This is a genomic window from Paenibacillus sp. FSL H7-0442, from assembly GCF_038593105.1.
GTDB classification, from domain to species: domain Bacteria; phylum Bacillota; class Bacilli; order Paenibacillales; family Paenibacillaceae; genus Paenibacillus; species Paenibacillus polymyxa_D.
Map to the genome: position 1 here is coordinate 4,643,422 of NZ_CP151963.1, position 21,568 is coordinate 4,664,989.

Consider the following 21,568-nt stretch of genomic DNA (forward strand, 5'->3'; position numbering starts at 1 on the left):
TTATGTTGCTTTCGATTTGAGTTGGCGATATTGCAATGGGGTGTAGCCTGTATTCTTTTTAAATAACGTAATAAAGTAAGGTGCATTGGACAGACCTACGTTCTTCCCCACTTCCGCAACAGATATATCTGAGCAGATGAGCAGCTCCTTCGCTTGTTCCAACCTGGTCTGCTGTATATATTCCATCGGGGTTAGATGCATGACCCGCTTGAAGGTACGATGTAAATGATACGGACTTCCATGACTTATCTCAGCTAGGATGTGCAATGTTAAGTCCTTCATATAGTTAGAATTCACGTATTCTGTAACCCGTGCGATCCATTCATGATCAGGCAATCGTTGTCCTGTCGGTTTACACCTTTTGCATGGACGGAAATGCTCAGCCAATGCCTGTTCCGCTGTTTTAAATATACGGATGTTCTCTCTTTTGGGAGGTCGGGATTTGCAGGAGGGGCGACAAAATATTCCCGTTGTCTTCACGGCGTACAAAAATATCCCGTCATAAGACTTGTCGTTTTCTACGATAGCTCTCCACTTGTCGTCAGTTATGGATAAATCGGATGTACTCATTCAAATCACCTCTCTGATGCAAATGTGACCTCCCACATATCTATGGCAGGATTATTCAAAATCCCTCTGTCTAAATTATAAACTAAATAGTGAACATATGTACCCTTCTTGGAATGTAAAGGCAAGATAACGAAAAAAAGATGACTCCCCGCGGAGCCACCTTTGATCTTACTTCTCTATCTTATTAGGCTTGAAGCTTGCTTGGTTTAGCGGTGATCGTCAACTCATCTGAAGGAGGCTGATATTCCTTTGACCAGTAATCGGCATTTGAAATCCCTGCCTTCTTCGGATCAAATACCGGGTCTATCCCTTGCCTCCGTTGCCGTTCGTAATCCTTAAGCACCAGAAGCGCAGGCTTGGCCAGGAGGATCATAGCAATCAGATTCACCCACATCATAATACCGACCCCCACATCCCCCAGTGTCCACGCCAACGCAGATTCCTTGACAACCGTTCCATAGAATGTCGAACCCAGAATAACCAGCTTTAACAGGAACATAGGCCATTTGGCTTTACGATCGGCAATCAGGTAGGCCATATTCGTTTCAGCGATATAATAATAGGCGATAATGGTGGTAAAGGCGAAAAAGAACAATGTAATGGACAAAAGACTCGACCCAAAACCCGGAAATACCGATTCGATGGCAGATTGTGTATATTGAGTTCCTTCTTCAACACCCGGAAGATGCTGCACAATATAGCCCCCACCTGGTCCCTTCACATTGTACATCCCTGTAAACAAGACCATGAAAGCCGTAGACGTACAGACTAAAAAGGTATCTACATATACAGAAAATGCTTGAACCAGTCCTTGCTTTGCCGGATGAGACACTTCTGCGGCGGCGGCTGGATGGGCACCAGAGCCTTGTCCTGCTTCATTCGAATAAATGCCTCGTTTTACCCCCCAGGCAATGGCTGTCCCTGCTATACCACCGAACACTGAATCGATACCGAAGGCACTGCGAAAAATAAGGGCAAATACATCGGGAAGCGCAGTAATGTTCGTCATCATAATATAGAAAGAGACAAGGATGTAGCCAAGTGCCATAAAGGGTATGACTACCTGTGCCACATTGGCAATTCTTTTTACACCACCAAATATGATAAGCGCCAGCAACACCACAACTACTATCCCGGAAACCTTCATATCCATACCAAACGAACTATGAAAAGCTACCGCAATCGAATTCGATTGAGTTCCCGGCAACAGTAAACACATAGCGACCAACGCTACAACTGCGAAAATAACCGCAAACCATTTTAAGCCTGTCCCTTTTTCAATATAAAAGGCCGGGCCGCCTCGATACTGACCATCACGCTTTACCTTATAGATCTGAGCCAGTGTAGATTCAACAAACGCAGTGGCCGATCCGATAAAAGCCATGACCCACATCCAAAATATTGCCCCGGGTCCTCCCATACCGACTGCCAGTGCAATCCCCGCAATATTCCCCGTTCCTACACGTCCTGATAACGCCATCGTAAAGGCCTGAAATGAGGATACACCTGCCTCAGAACTTTTCCCTTTAAAGACAAGGCGAATCATCTCTTTGAAATGTCTGATTTGCAGAAATCGGGTCATAATTGAAAATAATAGCCCCACGCTCAAACAGACATATACCACAGGATTGCTCCAAATGACGCCATTTACTGCCTCTGCCCACTTCTCTAACATTCCTTGCATTTCCCCCTGATCCATCAATTCATATTCAGTTAATGTTTTCAGAAAATTTTTCATATTTACAAGAAATTATAGAATAGTTTTTACAACCGTACAAGCTAATTTAATTGACATATTGTCAATTACAAATCGACTTATCTGCTACCTGAAAGGACGACAAAAAAGCTCTGATGATCCGGGAATATGGATCATCAGAGCCTTGTCCTTAAGACATTTAGGCAATGCTTTCTTTCTCATTCAGAGCGCTAGACAGTTTCAACAGCGGGGCCTGCTCCGTTACCTCTCCTTGAGCGATTGGAAGGACTTCAGTATATTCGGAAGAATTCGTAATGATAACTGGCGTAATCGTAGGATAACCCTCTGCCCTGATTTGCTCAACATCAAACTCAAGCAGTAGGTCCCCAGCTTTCACCTGATCGCCTTCTTTGATATGGGACGTAAAATGTTTACCGTCCAGCTTGACCGTATCTACTCCGACGTGAATCAGAACTTCTGCGCCATGATGCGAAACAACTGCAAGCGCATGTTTTTTCTTGAACGCCACGGTGATGGTTCCATCGAACGGGGCTACGACTCTGCCCGTTGTCGGTTGGATGGCGATACCTTTACCCATAGCTTCCGAAGCAAATGCTGGATCGGGAACCTCCGACAGAGCGACCACCGTTCCTTCAATCGGGCTTAGTACCTCTTCATTAGAAACTGCAACTGTAGATGTCGATTCTTTAGCCGAATTGTTAGTAGTTTCCTCTTCTTCAACTGGATCTTCAAAACCTAAAATATAAGTCAAAATGGCCGACACCAGGAATGAAACGGTAATCCCTAAAATCAATCCTGGGAAGCCTTGTCCGCCAGGACCGTAAAAGATCGGCAAGGTCAGCAATCCAGGTGCGCCGGAGGCAAATGCTTGCGTTCCCGCTTGACCGATAATGGCACCACCGACAGCACCACCGATAATACCTGCAATAAACGGACGTTTCAACGGCAGCGTAACCCCATAAACTGCTGGCTCCGTGATGCCGAATAAAGCGGTAAGTGTAGCGGAACCCGCTAGTGTTTTCAGCTTTTTATTTTTCGTTTTCAGCATAACACCGAACGAAGCGCCGGTTTGAGCAAAGATGGATGCCGCAGCGGAAGGTTTGATCCCGTCTCTGCCATTAACAGCAATATTATTAATGAATACAGGTACAAGACCCCAGTGAACACCGAAAATAACGAGCAACTGCCAGCAAGCACCAAGAATTGCTCCAGCCAGCAGCGGACTAAAGCTGAACGCAGCAACGAGCGCGGTAGCGATTGCGTTGCCCACATACACCCCGACTGGACCAAAAACCATCAGGGTCAGAGGAAGCATAATTACAAGTAGAATCAAAGGTGTAATAAAGTTTTTGACACTCTCATGGATCACGCGATTGCACCATTTTTCCAGCTTACTCATGACGATAACGGCTAAAATTATCGGAATAACGGTAGATGAATAACTCATCATCACAATAGGAATACCGAAAAAGTCTGTAGGTGTACCTTCTGTTTTCAACGTGACAATGGTCGGGTAAAGCAGCCCTCCGGCGATGGTCAGAGCAACGAAGATATTACCTCCAAATTTCCGTGCCGTTGTAACCGCTAACAAGAGCGGCAGGAAATAAAACAAGCTGTCAGCCGCAGCATACAAAATCATATAAGTAGTGTCTTTCGGAACCAACCAGCCGAGGTTACTCGCAATCAGCAGTAGACCTTTCAAAATACCGGACCCCGCCATAACTCCGAGCAACGGTGCAAAAATACTGGAAATTACGTCGATTACAGCGCCAAACCCTTTCTTGCCTTTAGCTGAATGATCTTCTTTTCCAGTTTCATTTAAAATGTTGGATACTTGGCCGATGGCATTATACACTTCTGGTACTTTGTTGCCGACCACAACCTGGAACTGGCCACCGCTCTGCTTGACCGTAATAATTCCATCAGTTTTCTCCAGCTTTGCCTTGTCTGCTTTCGCCTCATCTTTTAGTACAAAACGCAGGCGCGTGGCGCAGTGTACGAGCGATACTACATTTTTTTCGCCGCCTACCAGGTGCACAATTTCTTTAGCCAGTTGTTCATAACTCATGATGGACACCTCCATGTTCTAAGGGGCTTTTTACCATATTTAGGCACACAAAAAACCTAAGCCTTGAAAAATGGTGGGCACTTGAGTCCCGCAATTTTTCATGACTTAGGTTTTGCCTGCATAACCAGTAACAATCCCAGTTAAAAATTATTAAATTCCTGTTACTCACATAATACATTTAATCTACCATATTTGTCAACAAAAACATTTTAAATATATTTTTGATTCTTTTTTACTAAAAAAGTTCAACTTATCTGTTCACCACTCGTTCAATATGCACAGTCAAATACAGCTTTTCTTCGTTCGTCAATTCGTGATTGTATTCTTTTTTTACAAAGGTTCCGATTTTCTCAGTACAAGCAGCTGCTTCCTTGTGCTTTTCCTTAATCATGTCATACAAATGGTCATAGTTATTTTCATAGTGATTTCCCTTAAATACGCGCTGGGCAAAAAATTTCAGATGCGTAATAAAGCGGAAATAACTCAAAGAATCCTCGTCAAAATCAACCTTAAAATGGTACTTTGCGATATTGATAATTTGCTGGATAAACTTCGTGATACTCATGGTTGTAATGACTTCCTCGTTCATTTCAGCATTTACGATGTGAAGGGCAATATAAGCTGCTTCATCTACAGGCAGTTCAATATCGAGCTTTTGTTTGATTTGTTCCAGCGTTTTCAGACCTATCGCAAATTCTTCTTTGTATAGCTGTTTGATTTCCCACAACAACGCGTTTTTGATTTCCAATCCTTCCCGGTATCTTTCAACAGCGAAATTGATATGATCGGTCAGCGAAACATAAATATTTTCGTTCAGCTTTCTATTCAGATTATGCTTGGCGTCATTTATGACTTCCTCTACAATCATGATCAAATCAAGCGGTACCTCACGTAACAGCATTTTAAAGTTATCGGACGTCTGTTTGTTTTTCAGAGCAAATACCTTCTGAATTCTGGTTTCGTCTACTTTGTCTCCAGGCTTTTTCTTAAAAGCAATCCCCCGCCCCATCACCACGAGTTCGGTACCGTCCGTCTGGTAGACGCTGATTACATTGTTGTTGATGACCTTTGCTATGTTCATCTTGATCCCCCGTTCCATATGCCAGCAAGAGCCACACTTGCTCCATCCTATTTATTGTAAACAGAAAAAAACCGAAGCACGCCAAATAAACAAGACTGTAACATCTTCTTATTTGTGGCTTAGGTTTTGCCTGCTACGCAGTAACAATCCTAAAAATGATGGAATTGCGTCAAGTATAGCCCGAAGAGGAACGATTGTCAACGCTTTCAATGAAGAAACGAAGATCGGAAATCCCCGTGGGCCCGGGATGTCCGATCCTATTACTTGTGGTACGATTATTCGCCCAGATTTTCTCCGTCGGAATGAATTACGTTTTTGTACCAGTGGAAGCTTTTCTTTTTAATCCGTTTCAACGAACCTTCGCCTTCGTTGTCACGGTCCACATAAATATAACCGTAACGTTTTTTCATCTCTCCTGAGGAAGCGCTGACAATGTCAATAGGTCCCCAACTTGTGTAACCGATAATTTCGACTCCGTCTTGAAGAGCCTCACCCATTTCGGCAATATGCCGCTTGAGATAGTCGATCCGGTAATCGTCGTTAACTTCTCCTTCAGGCGAAACCACATCATTGGCACCAAAACCGTTTTCCACTACGAACAGAGGCTTTTGGTAACGATCATGCAATTGGTTGGCTGTGATGCGGAATCCTTTGGGATCGATCGTCCAGCCCCATTCGGACTTATCCAAATATGGATTGGCTACGGAGCCGAATACATTACCACTGGTCATATTCTTGACGATTTCCGGGTCTGTGCTGGTCGTCCGGCTTGAATAATAGCTGAATCCGATATAGTCAACGGTGTGATCTTTCAGAAGGGCTGCGTCGCCTGATTCCATCTCAATGTTTAATCCATGATCCTTAAAGAAGCGCTTCGCATAACCAGGATATTCGCCGCGTGACTGAACATCAATGAAGAAGTAGGACTCGCGGTCTTTTTCCATGCCCTGATATACATCTTCGGGATTACATGTATACGGATAGAAGCTGCCGGCAGCAAGCATACAGCCAATCTTCGCATCTGGGATAATCTCGTGACACGCTTTTACAGCCAGCGCACTTGCAACAAGCTGATGATGTGCAGCCTGGTACTGAATTTGTTTAACGTTTTCACCTTCTTGAAAAACAAGACCGGCGCCGAGAAACGGCAAATGGAGAAGCATGTTAATCTCGTTAAATGTCATCCAGTACTTCACTTTATCCTTATAGCGGGTGAATACTGTTTTGGCATAGGTTTCAAACAGACCTACCAGCTTCCGGCTCCGCCAGCTTCCATACTTCTCGACCAGATCCACTGGCACGTCAAAATGAGCGAGAGTAACGACTGGCTGAATGCCATGTTTATGCAACTCGTCGAACAAATCATCGTAGAATTGCAAACCTGCTTCATTGGGAGTAGCGTCTTCTCCTGTTGGAAAAATACGAGCCCAGGCAATGGAAACACGCAGCGCCTTAAATCCCATTTCTGCAAATAGCGCGATATCCTCACGATAGTGATGATAGAAATCAATGGCTTGGTGGGAAGGATAGAATTCGCTTTCAAGTGGAGTCAGTGAAGGAACATTCCCTTTCATTATGCTTCTTCTCTTCTCTCCGGTAGGCAGCAGATCCACCAGACTCAATCCTTTACCATCTTCCAAATAAGCGCCCTCAGCCTGATTGGCAGCAAGAGCACCGCCCCATAAAAAGTCTTTAGGAAAAATATAACTGGACATAAACATTCTCCTTCCAAATGTGTAATAAAAGGGGTAGCGAAGGGTGACAGACAATAAAAAAACCCAAACCAGCCTGTGTACACTTACCGTGTAAACAAGCCAATTCAGGTTATGCCCTATCGGTAACATCCCATGAAAAGGTTATACGTATTTGTTTGAAACTCTAACAAAGATTTGGGAACCTGTCAAATTCATTTGATATAATAACACGCAGCCCCTGTGGGTTATATCATACAACAGCATGATTTCAAATGCCTATTGGGTAGTGAATTGAACCATGAAGGAAACCCCAGATAAACGACTTTACGAAAGATACCTGGCTGTTCGTCTTTGTCTGGAAGGGCACGTGTTTTCGAAGATCGCTGATCTACTCAGTCGCTATTTTAAGATATTTTGTTGCAAGAAATTTAGAAAATCCCTTTGCATAGAGCCAAGAGGAAGAATTTTTTTGATTATCTTGAACCTCCAATGCTGTCCTTTAATGTTAAATGACCATATTGCAGAAGACAGATATATGGAATGATATTTTTGTTCTTGTAAATCAGCTACTTCAAATTCAACTTTCTGTACTACTTTAGTGGAAAATAGATTGAGGAAAAGGATAATAATTTTATCATTATTTAGGAGTAATATAGCTCGACTTGTCCAAGCCGAAAGGCTTTGAGGAGTTGAATAGCAGATAAGCATGTTAGGTTCTCTATGCGATTCAGTTAGCTTATTAATAGTTTTTTTGTTAATGAATATCATAATCAAATACCTTTCTATTTGGATGTTCAAATGAAATGACATTTTAAAGAGTATCTTCCAAAATATTCAAAACTCGAATTGTTTCCAGTTGTTAATCCGTTTCATAAACTGGCCGACATGAAGCTTAATCTTATAAAACCTCTAAAAAAACACGTTATTCGCCACATTGGATTTAAGCCACAGCCATAGCCCCTCTACTGGATTTAGGTTGGGACTATAGGGCGGAAGAAAAACCAGGTGCAGGCGTAGATGTTCCTATCTCATTTGACAATATAATTAGTCTCATTTAATGTTATGAACCACATCTGGTGCCTCTTTTATCTGATATAACAAAGGAGGATAACCATTTCGAAATACCAGAACATCAGGCACATGTAACCAAAATTTTTTTCTCTAATTTTTTTGTTTTATATGGGATGGGGACTTCAACGGGTTGAACATAGTAATATAATGTTGAAACATCCACCTCTAGAAAATAATAAAATAAACACTCATTCAATGAGTGGTACTCGACAGTACGCTTCATCTTTCTACTGTGAAAACTTCCGATGATGTGAGGCCTTTGCCAGCTGATTTTATTATCTACTCTCCGTTTTGGTGAGAATTCTTGGTCTTCTTGTAGCCAGTTTTTATTATTCCACATTAAAGATTCCATGTAGAAAACCTCCCTTCCTGGTAATCAATATTACCAACCTCCAAAGCGTAAATCACTCGGCTATAATGCAATGCTAAGTTTGACTTCTGGCCCACAGTCCGTTATCAGATACGGTTGCTCGACAAGAAACACCGTGCTGAAAATGCGGTTTTCCTCTTTAGGAATATATCCCCTTCTCCTTTCGGGTAACAAATTAATTAGCTGATCTAGTTTTTATCTTTTCATAAATAAAATTAAGAATAGAGATTTTCACATGTAACCTCTAAAAAAGCGACACTACATATTTTCTGCAGCGTCGTCTCGTTAGTGTTATTTTTAATTGTTGTTTCAAAGTGTCTTATGGCAGTTATTAACCACATATAGCTTGAATTAAAAACGTCCTCAGAATATCTAAAGTAATTTAACGATACGGATTCAATTCAGACAATAATCTTTCTTATCTTTTAATAATTCATGCCTTTTATTTTCTTATAGAGCACAGTGTAAATGTATCCGGTAGATATATTTTTAGCTTCGCGGTATTGATCAATTTCTGTCATGAAGAACAAGTCCTTGTACTTCTCCGAGTATTCTACGAATCGTGTAGGTCCCGCCATAGCTCTAATGAACTTCTTTGCCCATTAGACGTCCTTGCATTTTTTTCAGCCGCTCCAGAGCTCCTTCTTCATCAATGGCCATGTCGTACATTTGGTGGGCAAGCTGGAACCCTTGATCACTGACCAGGGCTTGTTTCCATGGACGGGATATAATGGAGTGGGACAGATGTCTCGTTGAACGCGGTGCCTGCATGATCATCTCCGCAAGCTCCCATGCGCGAGGAAGAAGCTTTTCCCGGGGCAGGACTTCACTAACGATGCCCAGGTCCAAGGCGGTTTGACCATTGATATTCTTGCCGGTGTATGCGTAATATGCTGCTTTCTTGAAACCGATCATGTTCTGCAGTGTGAGCAGCATTCCATCTCCGGGAGGTGTGCCTCCCAGATAATGAGGATCAAAAAAGTCCGCGTCTTCAGTACAAATGGTAATATCGCAGAGAGTTGCGAGTTCACAGTGCGTTCCCGGCCCGTTGATCGCCCCGATGGTGGGGATGTCAATGCAGAATATCAAATTTTCAAGCAGTCTCAGCGATTCATGATACTGTTCGAGCTTCTTTTGCTTCGGCCAGTCCATAAATTTTGTATTCCAGACCTCAGGGTCCCCTATTACCCATTTATCCCCTGTTCCTGAAATAATCATTACCTCGTTCTCAGGGTCGCGGCCAATATCTGACCATGCATGGGACCATGCCGTATGGGCTTCCCAAGAATGCTTGTACGGCCCTCCGTCGGTATGCAACCGTACTTCGATGATTCCGGCACGGCGGGTCATTAATAGAAATTCCTTGTATTTCTCCGAGTACTCTTCAAATTTGGTTGGTCCAATCATACGTCTCTCTGTCATTTCAATTCCTCCTGGTTTTGTTGAGATATTATCTATTACTTTCAAGCCAATCTCTGGCGAAAGCAGCGTAAGCCGCAGCCCCTTTGTACAGCACCTCATCCGAGAACATCGTCTTTGGATGGTGCACAGGGTAACCATAGCCTTCCTCGGTATTGCCTGCGTTAAGAAATACTGAGGTACTTGGCACCGCTTGTGAGACAAATGCGAAGTCTTCCGATCCCATTAATTTCCCGCCGGGTATCAATTGGGTTATACCGATTAAGGAACTGGCGCCAAAAGTGTTTGCAATCGTAGTTCTCATTTGACGGTTAAGCCCGCTGTCCGTTTTCACCTCAGGACATCCCCTGGTATAGATCACATCCACCTTTGCCTGAAAAGTTTCTCCGATACCTGCAGAAATGTCGTGGATACGGGTTTCCATTTTGTCCCGCAATGCGGCGTTAAATGTGCGTACGCTTCCTTTCATTCTGGCCGTATCGGGAATCACGTTGTTTGTACTTCCGCCTTCCATCACGCCAATGGTAAGGACGGCACTCTCAACTGGCGGAATTTCACGGCTGAGAATACCCTGCAGCGCCAGATGAAGATGAGCAGCCACATTTAACGGATCGACCGCGGCACTCGGCATTGCTCCATGTGCACCCCTTCCGCGGATGATGATTTCGAACCAATCAGAGGAAGCTGAGATAGCTCCACCGGCCTCAGGCACTACAAATTGCCCGATAGGAATTGGCATTCCGGTCAACACATGAAGCATCATGGCTGCATCCACCTTAGGATTATCAAGAATCCCATTCTCAAGCATCATCTTTGCCCCGTGCAGAGTCTCTTCACCCGGCTGAAACATAAGCTTAACCGTCCCGCGAAGCTGCTCTTCGTTGGCCTTCAGGATCTCCGCAGCTCCGAGCAGCATGGAAGTATGCAAGTCATGACCGCATGCATGCATGTTTCCGTTCAACGACGCAAAAGAAAGCTCCGTTTCTTCTTGAATGGGCAGCCCATCCATATCCGCACGGATAAGGATCACCTTCCCGGCATGTTGTCCGCCGATCGTAACCATTAGACCTGACTCTCCTACGGGAGTAGGCTCAAGCCCCATCGACTCCAACACCTCTTTTACGTAGGCAGTTGTCCTCGGCAAACTTAAATCAAGTTCCGGAACCGCATGAAGATGATGCCTGTGCTTGACCAATTTGTCCTGCAGCTGATGGGCCATACTCAAAAAACCTCCAGCTTCTTCAATCACAATAAACATCTCCCAAAGCACAAATTGAATGAACGTAAGAACAGAGTAAACATTCCCCCCTTCATATTTTAAGACTTTTTGAGAACACTTTTATCGTACTTTTAAATCCATTCGCTGTCAAGAGAAAATAAGACATTTTAAGAACATTATTTTAGAGGCTGCCGGAACATTGAAATATCACATTTATTGTGATATAACTCTTTTGATTGAACTGTTTATGAAAGGAATCTATCATGAAAATCAAGCTGGGTATTATCACGCCTGAGACCCATATGGACTATTTCCGCGCCATTGAAGAAGAAATGCGGCCCTTATGTCAGTTCAGGTTTCTTACAATCAGTAACTTCCGGGAAACAACAGACATCTATCTCAAAAACTTAGATTCGGTGGATGGATTTGTGATCAGTGGCAGGATGCTTTACGAGTCAATCGATAAGGAATGCCTGGATGAAAAAGTACCTGTTCACATTTTGCAGGATGATGAAAACCTGCTTTACAGGGAACTTTTCCGGCTGCTGGTTACAGAACCTGGGCTTGATATATCCCGGATCTATGTGGATTATGCGTATATAATCAAGTCTTTCAGCGAATTCCAGCAATACCTGACTCATGAGGGAAAGCCCATTGACAGCGGTGATCTGCTCGAACGGGTGGAGACAATGCTGGAGAACCATATCACTCTATGGGAAGACAAGAAAATAGACTTGTCCATCACCGCGTTCGGCCACTTTGTTCCAGAACTCAAAAAGCACGGAGTCAGATATATCTTAATCCGGCCCACTTTGGAAAACGTTAAAGAGACCATAAGAGAGATCATCAACGAGATTACTATCCTCAAGCTTAAGAGTCAGAGGGCAGTTGTCGCATGCTTATCGACCAGAACGGCGGATCCGCTATCTGAAGAGCAGCTTCATGAGCTAAAGGTCCTTGTCGGCAGGTTTCTGCGCAGCGTGAATCTGGCAGACACGGCCCAAATTTCGGAAGGCTTTGTCAGACTATACACCACCTACGGAAATTTCATGAAAATCACCACTAACGCGCATAACTGCACCCTACTGGAGTATCTGGAAGAGCGCATAAGCGACAAGGTGAAGATCGGGTGGGGCTCGGGACATGAATATTTTCAAGCTAACATTAACGCCACCAAAGCTCACAGACAGGCGGAAGCCTTTACGGGCAGCTGCAGCTTTTTTATAAACGAGGATCAGAAGGTTATCGGCCCAATGCGGAGCATGAATGTCATACAGTTCTCTGAACAGGGGGACCCGGAAATCATCGCGTTAGCCAAAACTATCGGAATAAACAACATCAACTTGCAAAAAATCATGTCTTATGCAGAAATTATGAGAACAAATAAATTATCCTCTGAGGATGTTGCTGGGTGCCTGTCCATGACCGTCAGAGGTGCAAACCGTATCCTTAACAAAATTGAAGAAAGTAAATACGTACAAACGGTATTTGAAAAACGAGACAACAGTAAAGGGCGACCCAAAAAATACTACGAACTGTTGTTTCTTGACAAAGAAGGGCGCAAATTAAGCAGATGACACTCATTGTTACGTTTGCCATTTCGACTTTAAATTAATGGCAAAAAAGGCACATTTTCAAAACTGAAAACGTGCCTTTTTTTTGAGCTTGATTTACCAAGCCAAATCACTTCCTGGCCGGACGACCAGCTCTGCATATGCTGCCCCCTCATCTGGGAACAACCTAAAAACATTATTTAACTCGAATTTGTTTCTTTAACAACATGATTTGTCCGATATGATATGCATTATGAATACTTAAATTAGAAACAACTCCCCACCAAGGAGCATTAAAATATTCTGGAAGTTGTTTTGTGAGCTTTGATTCATCTGTTTCTTCTAAAATAACTCTCCAATTGCTAAATACATTCTCAAGTCTATTTAATGTTTCCTTCCAGCCTAAATCATTCAATTGATCTTGAGTCAAAGAAAATGTCTCATCATTGTTAATAGCATTATTTAATATAAATTCTCCTGCCTTAAAACGCTCAAGCCATGTTTCATTCCAATAAATAAGATGATTCACTATGGACCATATGGTTTGTTTATTGTCATTCTCAGTAACTGCTTCCGTTGCTGTTAGATCATCCAGTATATCCGCAAGAGGAATGAACCAACTCTTATCGTTATAACATGCAGTTAATTGATCTATTAAAATTGATTTATAGGTCATCAAATGCTCCTCATCTCTTAATCGATTTAGGGTTCTTTCGGATAACGTTCCTATATTCACGACTCAGCGAATGCCGGACCCAGGACGAAAGTCCGCAGCATGAATATTATGTTAGATGTAACAGCCTACTTTGAATTACCTTCAGTCGTTCTTACAAAAGAAGAACACCAAGCCACTTCTACACTTGATGCTCTTCTATCCATTTTTGTATGTTCTCTTCTGTGAATTTACCTTCTGCAGTCTTCAATCCCAATTCAACTAATTCTTCTTGCTCGTACTTTACAGAAATCTCATTTAAACGTAGTAAAAGCAGCATTGTTGCTACCCCTATTCGTTTATTCCCATCAATAAATCCATGATTCTTTATTAAGCAAATGTAATGACAGATATTTCCTTTATACTTCCTTCGTAAAGTTCCTGTCCATCGAAAGCTGCTTCTGCTTTCTTTAGAGCACTTTCAATTAGTCCAAGATCTCTAACTCCATCGGAGCCAATAGTTGCCTTAATAATCTTAGTATGGAATTCAAGAATTTGTCCCAGACTAAGACTCTTCATTTAGCTAACTCCCTAAGTGCCTCAATATTTTCATTCACAATATCGTCCATGATCGACTCCATTTGCTTATTGCTACGATTCTTTAGGAATTCAACGAAATCAATCACTTCAATTTTCTTGTCATCAGGCAATGCCAAAAAGTCTTGAATAAGTTTCTCTTCAATGCTTACTATGCATACCTCCTGCACTTCTTTGTTCTTTATTATACACTAAAGTCTGAAGGGAACTAACATCTGCTTCCTATGTTGTTTGGTGTTGCTGGTATTTCAGATAACATTTCTGTATTTACGACCCAGCGTATGCTGGGTGTCTGGCAGCTCCCACTCCCATAAAACCCCTCTGCCGGGCCCAGGGGCATGCCCGCCGCGTGAATATTATGTTATACGATGGGCATTTCATCACTGAATATACTCATCAAAATTTCTCGAATATATACTAGTTGAATAACTGCAATCTTGCTTGCAGGATCGAGTGATCTTAATGACAGATCGTATTCCCTACAATCAAAATACACAGAACCACTTCTCAAACTAATCTTGTTTGCTTCTGGGATTTCACTTACTCCTCTTAGCAGATTCAATTTCTCCTCTCTACTTCTTGGATCATCTGGATCCCATTCTGTTATTAATGGGAGAGTTCCATGCGTAACTTTATTCCTAAGATTTTTAACTTTCTTCAAATTATCAATTACATCTTTATTATATACTTTTTGTTTTTCTAAATAGGTAATCAGATTGTTAAATGTAAATTTATCGCTCAATGAAAATGGATCTTCTATCAGTTCGATGCTGCTGGTTGAACCAATGAACATAATCGTATAATTCCAACTCCAAATGACGAAGATTTTGAAAGTTCATCTGGTTCACGAACTCCGTTTTCATGATCTTATAGGTGGCTTCGGCCACGGCGTTGTCATACGGACACCCTTTCGCACTCAGCGATCGACCGATTTCAAACGTCTCTAAAAGCTCATCCATCTTTTGATTTTTGAACTCGCTGCCACGGTCGGTATGAAACCACTGAATCTGATGCAGATCGCCTTTCACGGTCGCAAAGGCGCGAGAAATCAGTGCTGCATCCTTATTAGGGCCAGCACTATGACCGATCATTTCTCGATTGAACAGATCGATAAGCACACAAATATAGTGCCACTCGTTCTGGACTTTCATATAGGTTAGATCACTGACCACCACGCGTTTGCTTTCCGTTTGGTTGAACTTGCAGTTCAGTGTATGGGCTATAGCCGCTTCATTACAAGCGGCTTTATGGGCTTATATTGTGCCACAGTGTATGTCGAAACCAGTCCCTGCTCTTTCATGATCCGACCGATTCGACGTCTGGAAACCACGAGCCCTCGCTCGTGAAGCTTAACTTTAATCTTTCGGGTGCCATACGCTTTTCGATTTTTGTGAAAAATGTCCACAATGGCTGTGGTCACTTCGTCTTCTGGCGACTCTTCGTTGGCTTCATAGTAAAACGTACTTCTTGCGATTTGCAGGACGTCACACAATGCTGATACCGAGTATTTATCCCGATTATTCTGAATGATAGCTACTTTCGTCCCATGATCAGCGCGGCTTGCTTTAAAATATCATTTTCCATTTTGAGGCGTTGAACTTCTTTGCGTAAAGTGATTAGCTCATTCTCTTCTGGCGAGCGATTGTCCTTCTCTGAGAAAGAGCCTGTCGTTTGGCCTTGTTTAATCCAGCGATCCAAAGCCGAGGCGGTGAGGTCATATTCCTCCACCAGATCCGCTCTGGACTTTCCGTTCTCATATAATAGCACCATTTGCTTCTTGAACTCTGCTGTAAAGGTACGTCGTTGTTGTTTTGGCATTGTAGAAATCCGCTCCTTAAGATAATAGGTTTATTCTACAAGCCCTCATTTTTATTGCCCAACTAAGTGTAGCCGATCCACCCTTGAGAAAAATCATCTAATAGATAGCTGATTATTTCTTCCTTCTTCATTAGCCCCCCTAAAAAAGCACGCCAATGCCGAATATTAAATCTCCATGTTTATAACTACCTAAGGATAAAACAGAGTAAAAAAACTCATAAAAATGATAGATTTATTATAATCCTTACCAGGAAATTAAACATTTATTCATTCTTTTCAGTATCAATTTCTTTTTAAACATTTCTTCTCCCAAGAATTGCACTAATAAACGAGTTTTCCTTGAGTTTCGGGATACGTAAAAACGCCAAATAGCCCCTATCTATAAATCAGATGGGAGAAGAGCTAGAATATATCCAAGTTTGAAAAAGTGGCAACAAGGAAATCAAATGCTTTTCGATCTCCAATATCCAGGAATTGGGAAAACAGCACAAACAGGTACATCAAATAGTGGAACAGAAACAAACTGTTTCCTTGGCTGTCAAATCCCACTCTAAATTAGAGTACTTTTTTTCGCACTCGCAGTGTGTTGTTGAAGAGCCAAATCTTTCGCCCATTTATAAGCGATGAATTGATCTATCACCCTTCTAGATCGTTGTGGATCCGATCCAATCTTTTTGCATACGAGAAACTTCTCCCGCAGGTCTAAACTATGGTGAGTGCTTACTGAAACAGGCTCTTAGGCAGCAATTTTGCCTGCTGCTAGCGGTAATTTTTGTTGTGAATTTCTATAACAGTCCCCATATTCGAACATTATTCTAGATAATGAAGCTGTTAATTCATTATTTTAGTTAGGGTTTACTCGTGAAACAAGAGATAAATCAAAGTATGAATCCATATAAGGATGGCGATCCTTTTGGTTCCTCTCATATACATTAAGAAGCTGAATATGTAAATTATATATATCTTTATAATTAATCTTAATCTCCTCCCTTTTTATTTTATAACCAGCATAGCCATATAGCAAACGAAATAGACATATGATATCTGTTCGGTGAAAATAAAGTATTAGACTAGAGTTGTTGATTTAGCGAGGTTTTTGAACTGAAGAATCGTCAGCTTTTGAAAAATAGGTTTTCGACTGAACAATTAATATAAAGCAGCGGCAGACCAAGACTTGATAAATAAAGCCTTAGACTGCCGCTGTTGTCATTCAACTAACAACCACCTATTCTGAATTATCAGCTACCAATAACTTTTCGATTCCATCCTCTTGTAAGTGTCGGATTAGACAAATGCACAATCAGCTGGACATCCCAGGTTCTCGAAAACTGTGCGCGCAGCAGAATCTACTGGCAGGAAAACCTCAATTTGCGGATATAAGCGGCCGCCTGCGGAAATCGAAACCTGTCTGTAGCGTACGGGAATAAGGTCTCCGGAGCTTTCCATTCTGGCTAGAATTGTTTGTATTTGATCAACATTTCCCCCTACATCCGGCACACTCAGATATTCGCACGCGTTATATTTCTGAACTCTATCCAGCAATTTTTGATACCACGCATCATAACGCGAGAGCATGTGCTCACTCTTAAAGGATTGTATTCCGTTTATGATGTGCTCCTCCCACTGCTTAAACGACGCCTTGTCAAACGTGGAGCGGGACCGGATAGGAAAACCAGAATTAAAATGTAAATCGACCCTATTCATTAAACCGTCATATGAACGGTCGAGAGGGATTTCGAACAATTGATGAAACGGCTCATTTAATCCCTTGATGTCCTGAGTATGTGTTACGACCATGGCGGGAAAAGGAATACTCCTCATCGTTTGCTGAGCCCACTCTAATGCACGCTCCAACGACCGTCCATACAATTCGGTCTGAATTGGAAGAAAACCGGCTGCCAAAAGCAAATCGTTACGCTCGTTGGATGTACACTCAAGATATTCTGCAATATTTATTATCGTCTGGCGGGTCGGTATGCGGCGGGTACGTCCAACCAGCAAATTTTTATACGAAGGAAAAGCCTCGTCGTTTAGCTCTTGTTGAGTAAATCGTTTCAAGGACGGTTGAGGTTGATCGACAAGCTTTTGCTGGCGTTTTATCCGCAGGGCTTCAATTTCTCCCATTACGATTCTATGTCTGGAATTCTCCGTATCTATATCCATCTTCTCTTCCCTTCTCTTATGAAGTGTAGTTCTGCACTTGGGCCGAACCTTTATTTAAAGTATACTCCTCATTGAAATGAAGGTCATCTAATGACCATAACCAACATGGAGGAAAACCGATATGATTCGTACTATTGTTGTTGATCCGCATGCCCCGTCTCTTTTGGCCTTCAAGGAAGTTGACGCCCCGCAGCCTAAGCCATGGGAAGCGCTTGTGCAAGTGAAGGCCGTCTCACTCAACCGCGGTGAAGTGAGTGACGCTAAAAATCAGGAAATTTCTAGCCGTCCTGGCTGGGATTTCGCCGGGATTGTCATCGAGCCGGCAGAGAACGGCGCAGGACCGCAAAAAGGGGCCAGGGTTGTTGGTTTGCTCCCGATGGGAGCCTGGAGCGAGCAAGTGGCTGCTCCCGTATCGTTGTTGGCCGAAATCCCAGACAAACTCACTTTTACGGAGGCGGCTACCCTCCCCGTAGCAGGGCTCACGGCTCTTTATGCACTTCGAAAAGGCGGCATGCTGCTTGGCAAACGGATTTTCATTACAGGCTCTAGCGGCGGAGTTGGGTTATTCGCCCATCAGCTTGCAGTCCAATCCGGCGCATACGTTGTAGGTACGGCAAGCACGGAAGAGAAGGCTGAGCTTGTTCGGGAGGTCGGATCCGACGAAGTGATCATTGGATATTCCGCAATTTCATCAGCCAGCAAATTTGGGCCGTACGATCTGATCATCGATTCAGTAGGCGGCAATGCACTGGCGGCGTTGCTGCCGCAGCTAGCGCCCCAAGGGATTTGCGTTGCGGTAGGATTTTCCTCTTCAAATACCGTAATGATCGATATGAAGAATATGGTGACCAGCGGAGGAAGAACCTTGTACAGCTTCTTTTTAGGTGAGGAACTCACTCGTCAATCAGCCGCGGACGATCTGAGTTTGCTGGCCCGGCTGGTCACAGATGAGCGGTTAATCCCACGAATCCAAGTGGAGGCGCCTTGGACCGAAATTGACACCGTTGCCCGTAATCTTATGGAACGGAAATTCTCGGGCAAAGCCGTGCTTCACTTAGATTGATTATATAAGTTTGCAACTATAATCCCAGGAATCTAAAAACGAATCTGAAAAAGAAAGGGCAGTAGTACACCCTTACTCGTTTGAGTGGGAGTACCGCTGCCTTTCAATGAACCCGGCTATTTGACCTTTATATTTCGTATAGTAATCCATCCAGCTTTAATATCAACACAGTTATTCCTCTGCCCTCAGTGGCACCGCTTTAAGAATGTTCATTTTCTCTCACTATTCTGCCAGTTGGCTTAATGAAATGCTCACCAGTCTAATACTTTATTTTCTAAGTCTAAAACTTTATTTTCCGAGTCTAGTACTTTATTTTTCAGTCTAACACTTTATTTTCTTCGGACAATATCAATTTAATATTTCTCAGAATTAATCAACAAATGAGATAAATGATGGGTACCGTTTGCCTCAGCTTAACAATACAATCTAAAAACAGGTTTGCTAATTATCTAAATATCCTCGAAAGCTAAAGACAAACTTTTCCTGAGTATCGACGGATGTAATCCTCCAAAAAGCAGAAAGAGATTTGAATGGGAATAGCAATTTCCCAAAAACGGGTTATCATTTCACCTACCATCTATAACGTAAAAACAGCCCCGAAATAGAAAGCTTTTCATCGGGACTGTTTAGGTTAGATATTAAATTGTCCTGTAGGTAAGAATATATATAACAAAATTTTATTGTAGCCGAGAAGAGGTTATTTTCCCTTTAGATAATGTTTGTCTTACTTCTTGTTATAAAAAATTTTCTGTCCTTTTTCACCATAAAATAAGAAAACTTAGATTAATCATTAACAGATAATTTTGTATTTGGTTAGCCTTAATTCCCGGTTTTATTGGGTTTTCGGGGACATTGACTGTCTCATTTAGATGGTATAAACAGTCTCATTTAATAATATATTAGTCTCAATTGATGTTATAAACCACAGCCCCATGTTCACTCTCTTAGTTTCGTTGTCTCATGGCCTCAAATAACAGCACCGTAGAAGCCATCGCCGCGTTCAGTGATTCCGCTTGCCCCTGCATCGGAATGAATATCGACTCATCCACCATGCGCGCAGTAGCATCAGAAATACCTTGGCCTTCATTCCCAATCACAAGCCAAGTGGAAACACGTAAATCTATGGCATAGCATGACAAGCTCGCATCCAACGAGGTGCTGAGCAAGCGGGCACCTTTACTTTTGGCCTGCGGCAAAAGCTCCTCCAGACTGCCTTCAATCACCGGCAGGTGAAACAACGATCCCATCGTGGAGCGGATCGTTTTGGGATTGTACAGGTCGGCGCAGCCATGACCCAATATTACGCCTGCGGCTCCAGCAGCGTCCGCGCTGCGGATGATGGTGCCTACATTGCCGGGGTCCTGCACCCCGTCCAGCACCATTACCAGTGCATCCGGCTGCTCCAGCAATGCCGGGAATGCGCTGCGCTCCTCCTTACGCACGATGGCAAAAACAGACTGCGGCGTCTTCGTATCGGTGCATTTTGCAATGACCGCCGCTGACACGGGAACCCATTCCACCGGCTGGTCGGCTGGATCCAGGCCATTCAGCTCGGCGGGAATGCCCTTGTCCAAATCATAGGCGACGGTTTCGACAGCCGCGTCCGAACGCAGCGCTTCCTGCACCAGATGAATACCCTCGACAATATATTTATGCTGCCGTGTGCGATGCTTTTTCTCCAGCAGTTGCGCCCACTCTTTTACACGCGCATTATTCGGTGAAATGATTTCCATTCGTTTAACCTTCCGTTTCTTTGTCCGTTTCAATAAAAATAAATGATGTATCACTTGCACTTGAACACAAGCCCTCATTAGGCTGCAAATGCCAGCTCCAGCTTGGTCAGGTCATCCTTGTGGCCCACAATGACCAGTACATCACCCGGCTCCAGACGATCCTCGGCATAAGGTGAAATGTTCATTTCCTGATTTCTGCGAATCGCCATCACATTGCAGCCGAAGCGTGCACGTATGTCTAACTCTTTCAGGTTTTTTCCAATCATGGAATCGGCGGCTCTCATCTCCAAAATACTGTAGTCCTTGGACAGCTCGATATAATCCAAAATGTTGGGGGATGTCAAATGATGGGCTACCCGTAACCCCATATCCCGTTCAGGATAAACGACTTTATCTGCACCTATCTTTTGCAACACTTTTCCATGCAGCTCATTTTGTGCCTTGACCACAAGAGCTGGTACGCCCATGTCCTTGAGAATCAATGTCGTCAGAATACTGGCCTGTATATCTTCGCCAATCGCAACTACGATTACGTCAAAATTACGGATACCCAGCGCTCGCAGCGCTTCCTCATCCGTCGAGTCGGCAGACACCGCATGCGTCACTATATTCGACATTTCCTGTGTACGCTGCTCGTCCGAGTCAATAGCCAGCACATCAAAACCCATCTCACTCAGCGCACTGGCAACACTGGAACCAAAACGTCCCATGCCAATGACCGCATACTGTTTTTTTGCCATTCCTTCTTTACCTCCCGATCACCATACTGTCCGTCATAGT

At 43.1% G+C, this 21,568-nt stretch carries 18 protein-coding genes and 2 pseudogenes; 2 read left to right on the forward strand and 18 right to left on the reverse strand.

Going from position 1 to position 21,568, the window contains the following annotated elements; all coding sequences use genetic code 11:
• From MHH57_RS20525 to MHH57_RS20565, 9 genes are all read right to left on the reverse strand, one after another.
• Positions 1 to 570: a bifunctional transcriptional activator/DNA repair enzyme AdaA gene (locus MHH57_RS20525; protein WP_318628420.1), complete on the reverse strand. Its 570-nt coding sequence runs from the start codon at positions 568 to 570 to the stop codon at positions 1 to 3.
• Positions 571 to 754: 184 nt separating this feature from the next.
• On the reverse strand, positions 755 to 2,245 hold the full coding sequence (locus MHH57_RS20530) for an alanine/glycine:cation symporter family protein (RefSeq protein ID WP_029518187.1): 1,491 nt from the start codon (positions 2,243 to 2,245) through the stop codon (positions 755 to 757).
• A gap of 220 nt (positions 2,246 to 2,465) precedes the next feature.
• Positions 2,466 to 4,355: a beta-glucoside-specific PTS transporter subunit IIABC gene (locus tag MHH57_RS20535; protein WP_029518186.1), complete on the reverse strand. Its 1,890-nt coding sequence runs from the start codon at positions 4,353 to 4,355 to the stop codon at positions 2,466 to 2,468.
• Positions 4,356 to 4,605: 250 nt separating this feature from the next.
• On the reverse strand, positions 4,606 to 5,436 hold the full coding sequence (locus tag MHH57_RS20540; protein WP_029518185.1) for a PRD domain-containing protein: 831 nt from the start codon (positions 5,434 to 5,436) through the stop codon (positions 4,606 to 4,608).
• A 275-nt stretch (positions 5,437 to 5,711) separates the two neighbouring features.
• Positions 5,712 to 7,151, reverse strand: a complete 1,440-nt coding sequence (locus MHH57_RS20545; RefSeq protein ID WP_342434460.1) for a 6-phospho-beta-glucosidase — start codon at positions 7,149 to 7,151, stop codon at positions 5,712 to 5,714.
• A gap of 888 nt (positions 7,152 to 8,039) precedes the next feature.
• Entirely contained in the window at positions 8,040 to 8,141 is a 102-nt protein-coding gene (locus MHH57_RS20550; protein ID WP_081317620.1) for a transposase, read from the reverse strand.
• Positions 8,142 to 8,262: 121 nt separating this feature from the next.
• A complete protein-coding gene (locus tag MHH57_RS20555; protein ID WP_318628421.1) occupies positions 8,263 to 8,553 on the reverse strand; it encodes a hypothetical protein in 291 nt (96 codons plus the stop codon).
• 600 nt (positions 8,554 to 9,153) lie between these two features.
• Complete coding sequence (locus MHH57_RS20560) at positions 9,154 to 9,993, reverse strand: enoyl-CoA hydratase/isomerase family protein (protein WP_341039992.1); 840 nt, start codon at positions 9,991 to 9,993, stop codon at positions 9,154 to 9,156.
• 28 nt (positions 9,994 to 10,021) lie between these two features.
• Complete coding sequence (locus tag MHH57_RS20565) at positions 10,022 to 11,209, reverse strand: M20 family metallopeptidase (RefSeq protein WP_341039994.1); 1,188 nt, start codon at positions 11,207 to 11,209, stop codon at positions 10,022 to 10,024.
• Between the two features lie 263 nt (positions 11,210 to 11,472).
• Between MHH57_RS20565 and MHH57_RS20570 the strand changes: the two genes are divergently transcribed.
• Positions 11,473 to 12,786, forward strand: coding sequence for a hypothetical protein (locus MHH57_RS20570; RefSeq protein ID WP_029518181.1), 1,314 nt, complete (start codon positions 11,473 to 11,475; stop codon positions 12,784 to 12,786).
• A gap of 172 nt (positions 12,787 to 12,958) precedes the next feature.
• Here the strand turns inward: MHH57_RS20570 and MHH57_RS20575 are convergent, their stop codons facing one another.
• The 7 genes and pseudogenes from MHH57_RS20575 to MHH57_RS20605 all read right to left on the reverse strand — a co-directional run bounded on the left by MHH57_RS20575 (position 12,959) and on the right by MHH57_RS20605 (position 17,992).
• Positions 12,959 to 13,438 carry a DinB family protein gene (locus tag MHH57_RS20575; RefSeq protein ID WP_069012594.1) on the reverse strand — a complete coding sequence of 160 codons (480 nt, stop codon included), beginning with the start codon at positions 13,436 to 13,438 and terminating at the stop codon, positions 12,959 to 12,961.
• Positions 13,439 to 13,616: 178 nt separating this feature from the next.
• Positions 13,617 to 13,754 (reverse strand): hypothetical protein, encoded by a 138-nt coding sequence (locus tag MHH57_RS20580; protein ID WP_340933144.1) that lies wholly within the window; start codon positions 13,752 to 13,754, stop codon positions 13,617 to 13,619.
• A 50-nt stretch (positions 13,755 to 13,804) separates the two neighbouring features.
• The gene (locus tag MHH57_RS20585) at positions 13,805 to 13,993 is read right to left on the reverse strand and encodes a hypothetical protein (protein ID WP_342434461.1); all 189 of its coding nucleotides are present in this window, start codon (positions 13,991 to 13,993) and stop codon (positions 13,805 to 13,807) included.
• A complete protein-coding gene (locus tag MHH57_RS20590; RefSeq protein ID WP_342434462.1) occupies positions 13,990 to 14,124 on the reverse strand; it encodes a hypothetical protein in 135 nt (44 codons plus the stop codon). Before MHH57_RS20590 ends, MHH57_RS20585 begins: the two co-directional genes overlap by 4 nt.
• A 248-nt stretch (positions 14,125 to 14,372) precedes the next feature.
• Entirely contained in the window at positions 14,373 to 14,753 is a 381-nt protein-coding gene (locus tag MHH57_RS20595) for a hypothetical protein (RefSeq protein ID WP_029518179.1), read from the reverse strand.
• Between the two features lie 34 nt (positions 14,754 to 14,787).
• Positions 14,788 to 15,829, reverse strand: a pseudogene (locus MHH57_RS20600) (IS3 family transposase); the annotation flags it as partial.
• Between the two features lie 1,284 nt (positions 15,830 to 17,113).
• Entirely contained in the window at positions 17,114 to 17,992 is an 879-nt protein-coding gene (locus MHH57_RS20605; protein ID WP_342434463.1) for a hypothetical protein, read from the reverse strand.
• A gap of 121 nt (positions 17,993 to 18,113) precedes the next feature.
• Between MHH57_RS20605 and MHH57_RS20610 the strand changes: the two genes are divergently transcribed.
• Positions 18,114 to 19,055: a zinc-binding dehydrogenase gene (locus MHH57_RS20610; RefSeq protein WP_342425222.1), complete on the forward strand. Its 942-nt coding sequence runs from the start codon at positions 18,114 to 18,116 to the stop codon at positions 19,053 to 19,055.
• Positions 19,056 to 19,999: 944 nt separating this feature from the next.
• Here the strand turns inward: MHH57_RS20610 and MHH57_RS20615 are convergent.
• Positions 20,000 to 20,788: an RNA methyltransferase gene (locus MHH57_RS20615; RefSeq protein WP_029518175.1), complete on the reverse strand. Its 789-nt coding sequence runs from the start codon at positions 20,786 to 20,788 to the stop codon at positions 20,000 to 20,002.
• A gap of 77 nt (positions 20,789 to 20,865) precedes the next feature.
• A pseudogene (locus tag MHH57_RS20620) lies at positions 20,866 to 21,531 on the reverse strand (TrkA family potassium uptake protein); the annotation flags it as partial.
• Between the last annotated feature and the right edge of the window lie 37 nt (positions 21,532 to 21,568).

Bases quoted from the DNA above. Each gene is read 5' to 3' on its own strand.
- MHH57_RS20565 (WP_341039994.1), bottom strand. From the start codon at position 11,209: ATGGCCCATCAGCTGCAGGACAAATTGGTCAAGCACAGGCATCATCTT.
- MHH57_RS20610 (WP_342425222.1), top strand. From the start codon at position 18,114: ATGATTCGTACTATTGTTGTTGATCCGCATGCCCCGTCTCTTTTGGCC.
- MHH57_RS20545 (WP_342434460.1), bottom strand. From the start codon at position 7,151: ATGTCCAGTTATATTTTTCCTAAAGACTTTTTATGGGGCGGTGCTCTT.
- MHH57_RS20525 (WP_318628420.1), bottom strand. From the start codon at position 570: ATGAGTACATCCGATTTATCCATAACTGACGACAAGTGGAGAGCTATC.
- MHH57_RS20560 (WP_341039992.1), bottom strand. From the start codon at position 9,993: ATGACAGAGAGACGTATGATTGGACCAACCAAATTTGAAGAGTACTCG.
- MHH57_RS20530 (WP_029518187.1), bottom strand. From the start codon at position 2,245: ATGTTAGAGAAGTGGGCAGAGGCAGTAAATGGCGTCATTTGGAGCAAT.
- MHH57_RS20615 (WP_029518175.1), bottom strand. From the start codon at position 20,788: ATGGAAATCATTTCACCGAATAATGCGCGTGTAAAAGAGTGGGCGCAA.
- MHH57_RS20575 (WP_069012594.1), bottom strand. From the start codon at position 13,438: ATGACCTATAAATCAATTTTAATAGATCAATTAACTGCATGTTATAAC.
- MHH57_RS20535 (WP_029518186.1), bottom strand. From the start codon at position 4,355: ATGAGTTATGAACAACTGGCTAAAGAAATTGTGCACCTGGTAGGCGGC.
- MHH57_RS20580 (WP_340933144.1), bottom strand. From the start codon at position 13,754: ATGCTGCTTTTACTACGTTTAAATGAGATTTCTGTAAAGTACGAGCAA.
- MHH57_RS20570 (WP_029518181.1), top strand. From the start codon at position 11,473: ATGAAAATCAAGCTGGGTATTATCACGCCTGAGACCCATATGGACTAT.
- MHH57_RS20555 (WP_318628421.1), bottom strand. From the start codon at position 8,553: ATGGAATCTTTAATGTGGAATAATAAAAACTGGCTACAAGAAGACCAA.
- MHH57_RS20540 (WP_029518185.1), bottom strand. From the start codon at position 5,436: ATGAACATAGCAAAGGTCATCAACAACAATGTAATCAGCGTCTACCAG.
- MHH57_RS20585 (WP_342434461.1), bottom strand. From the start codon at position 13,993: ATGAAGAGTCTTAGTCTGGGACAAATTCTTGAATTCCATACTAAGATT.
- MHH57_RS20605 (WP_342434463.1), bottom strand. From the start codon at position 17,992: ATGGATATAGATACGGAGAATTCCAGACATAGAATCGTAATGGGAGAA.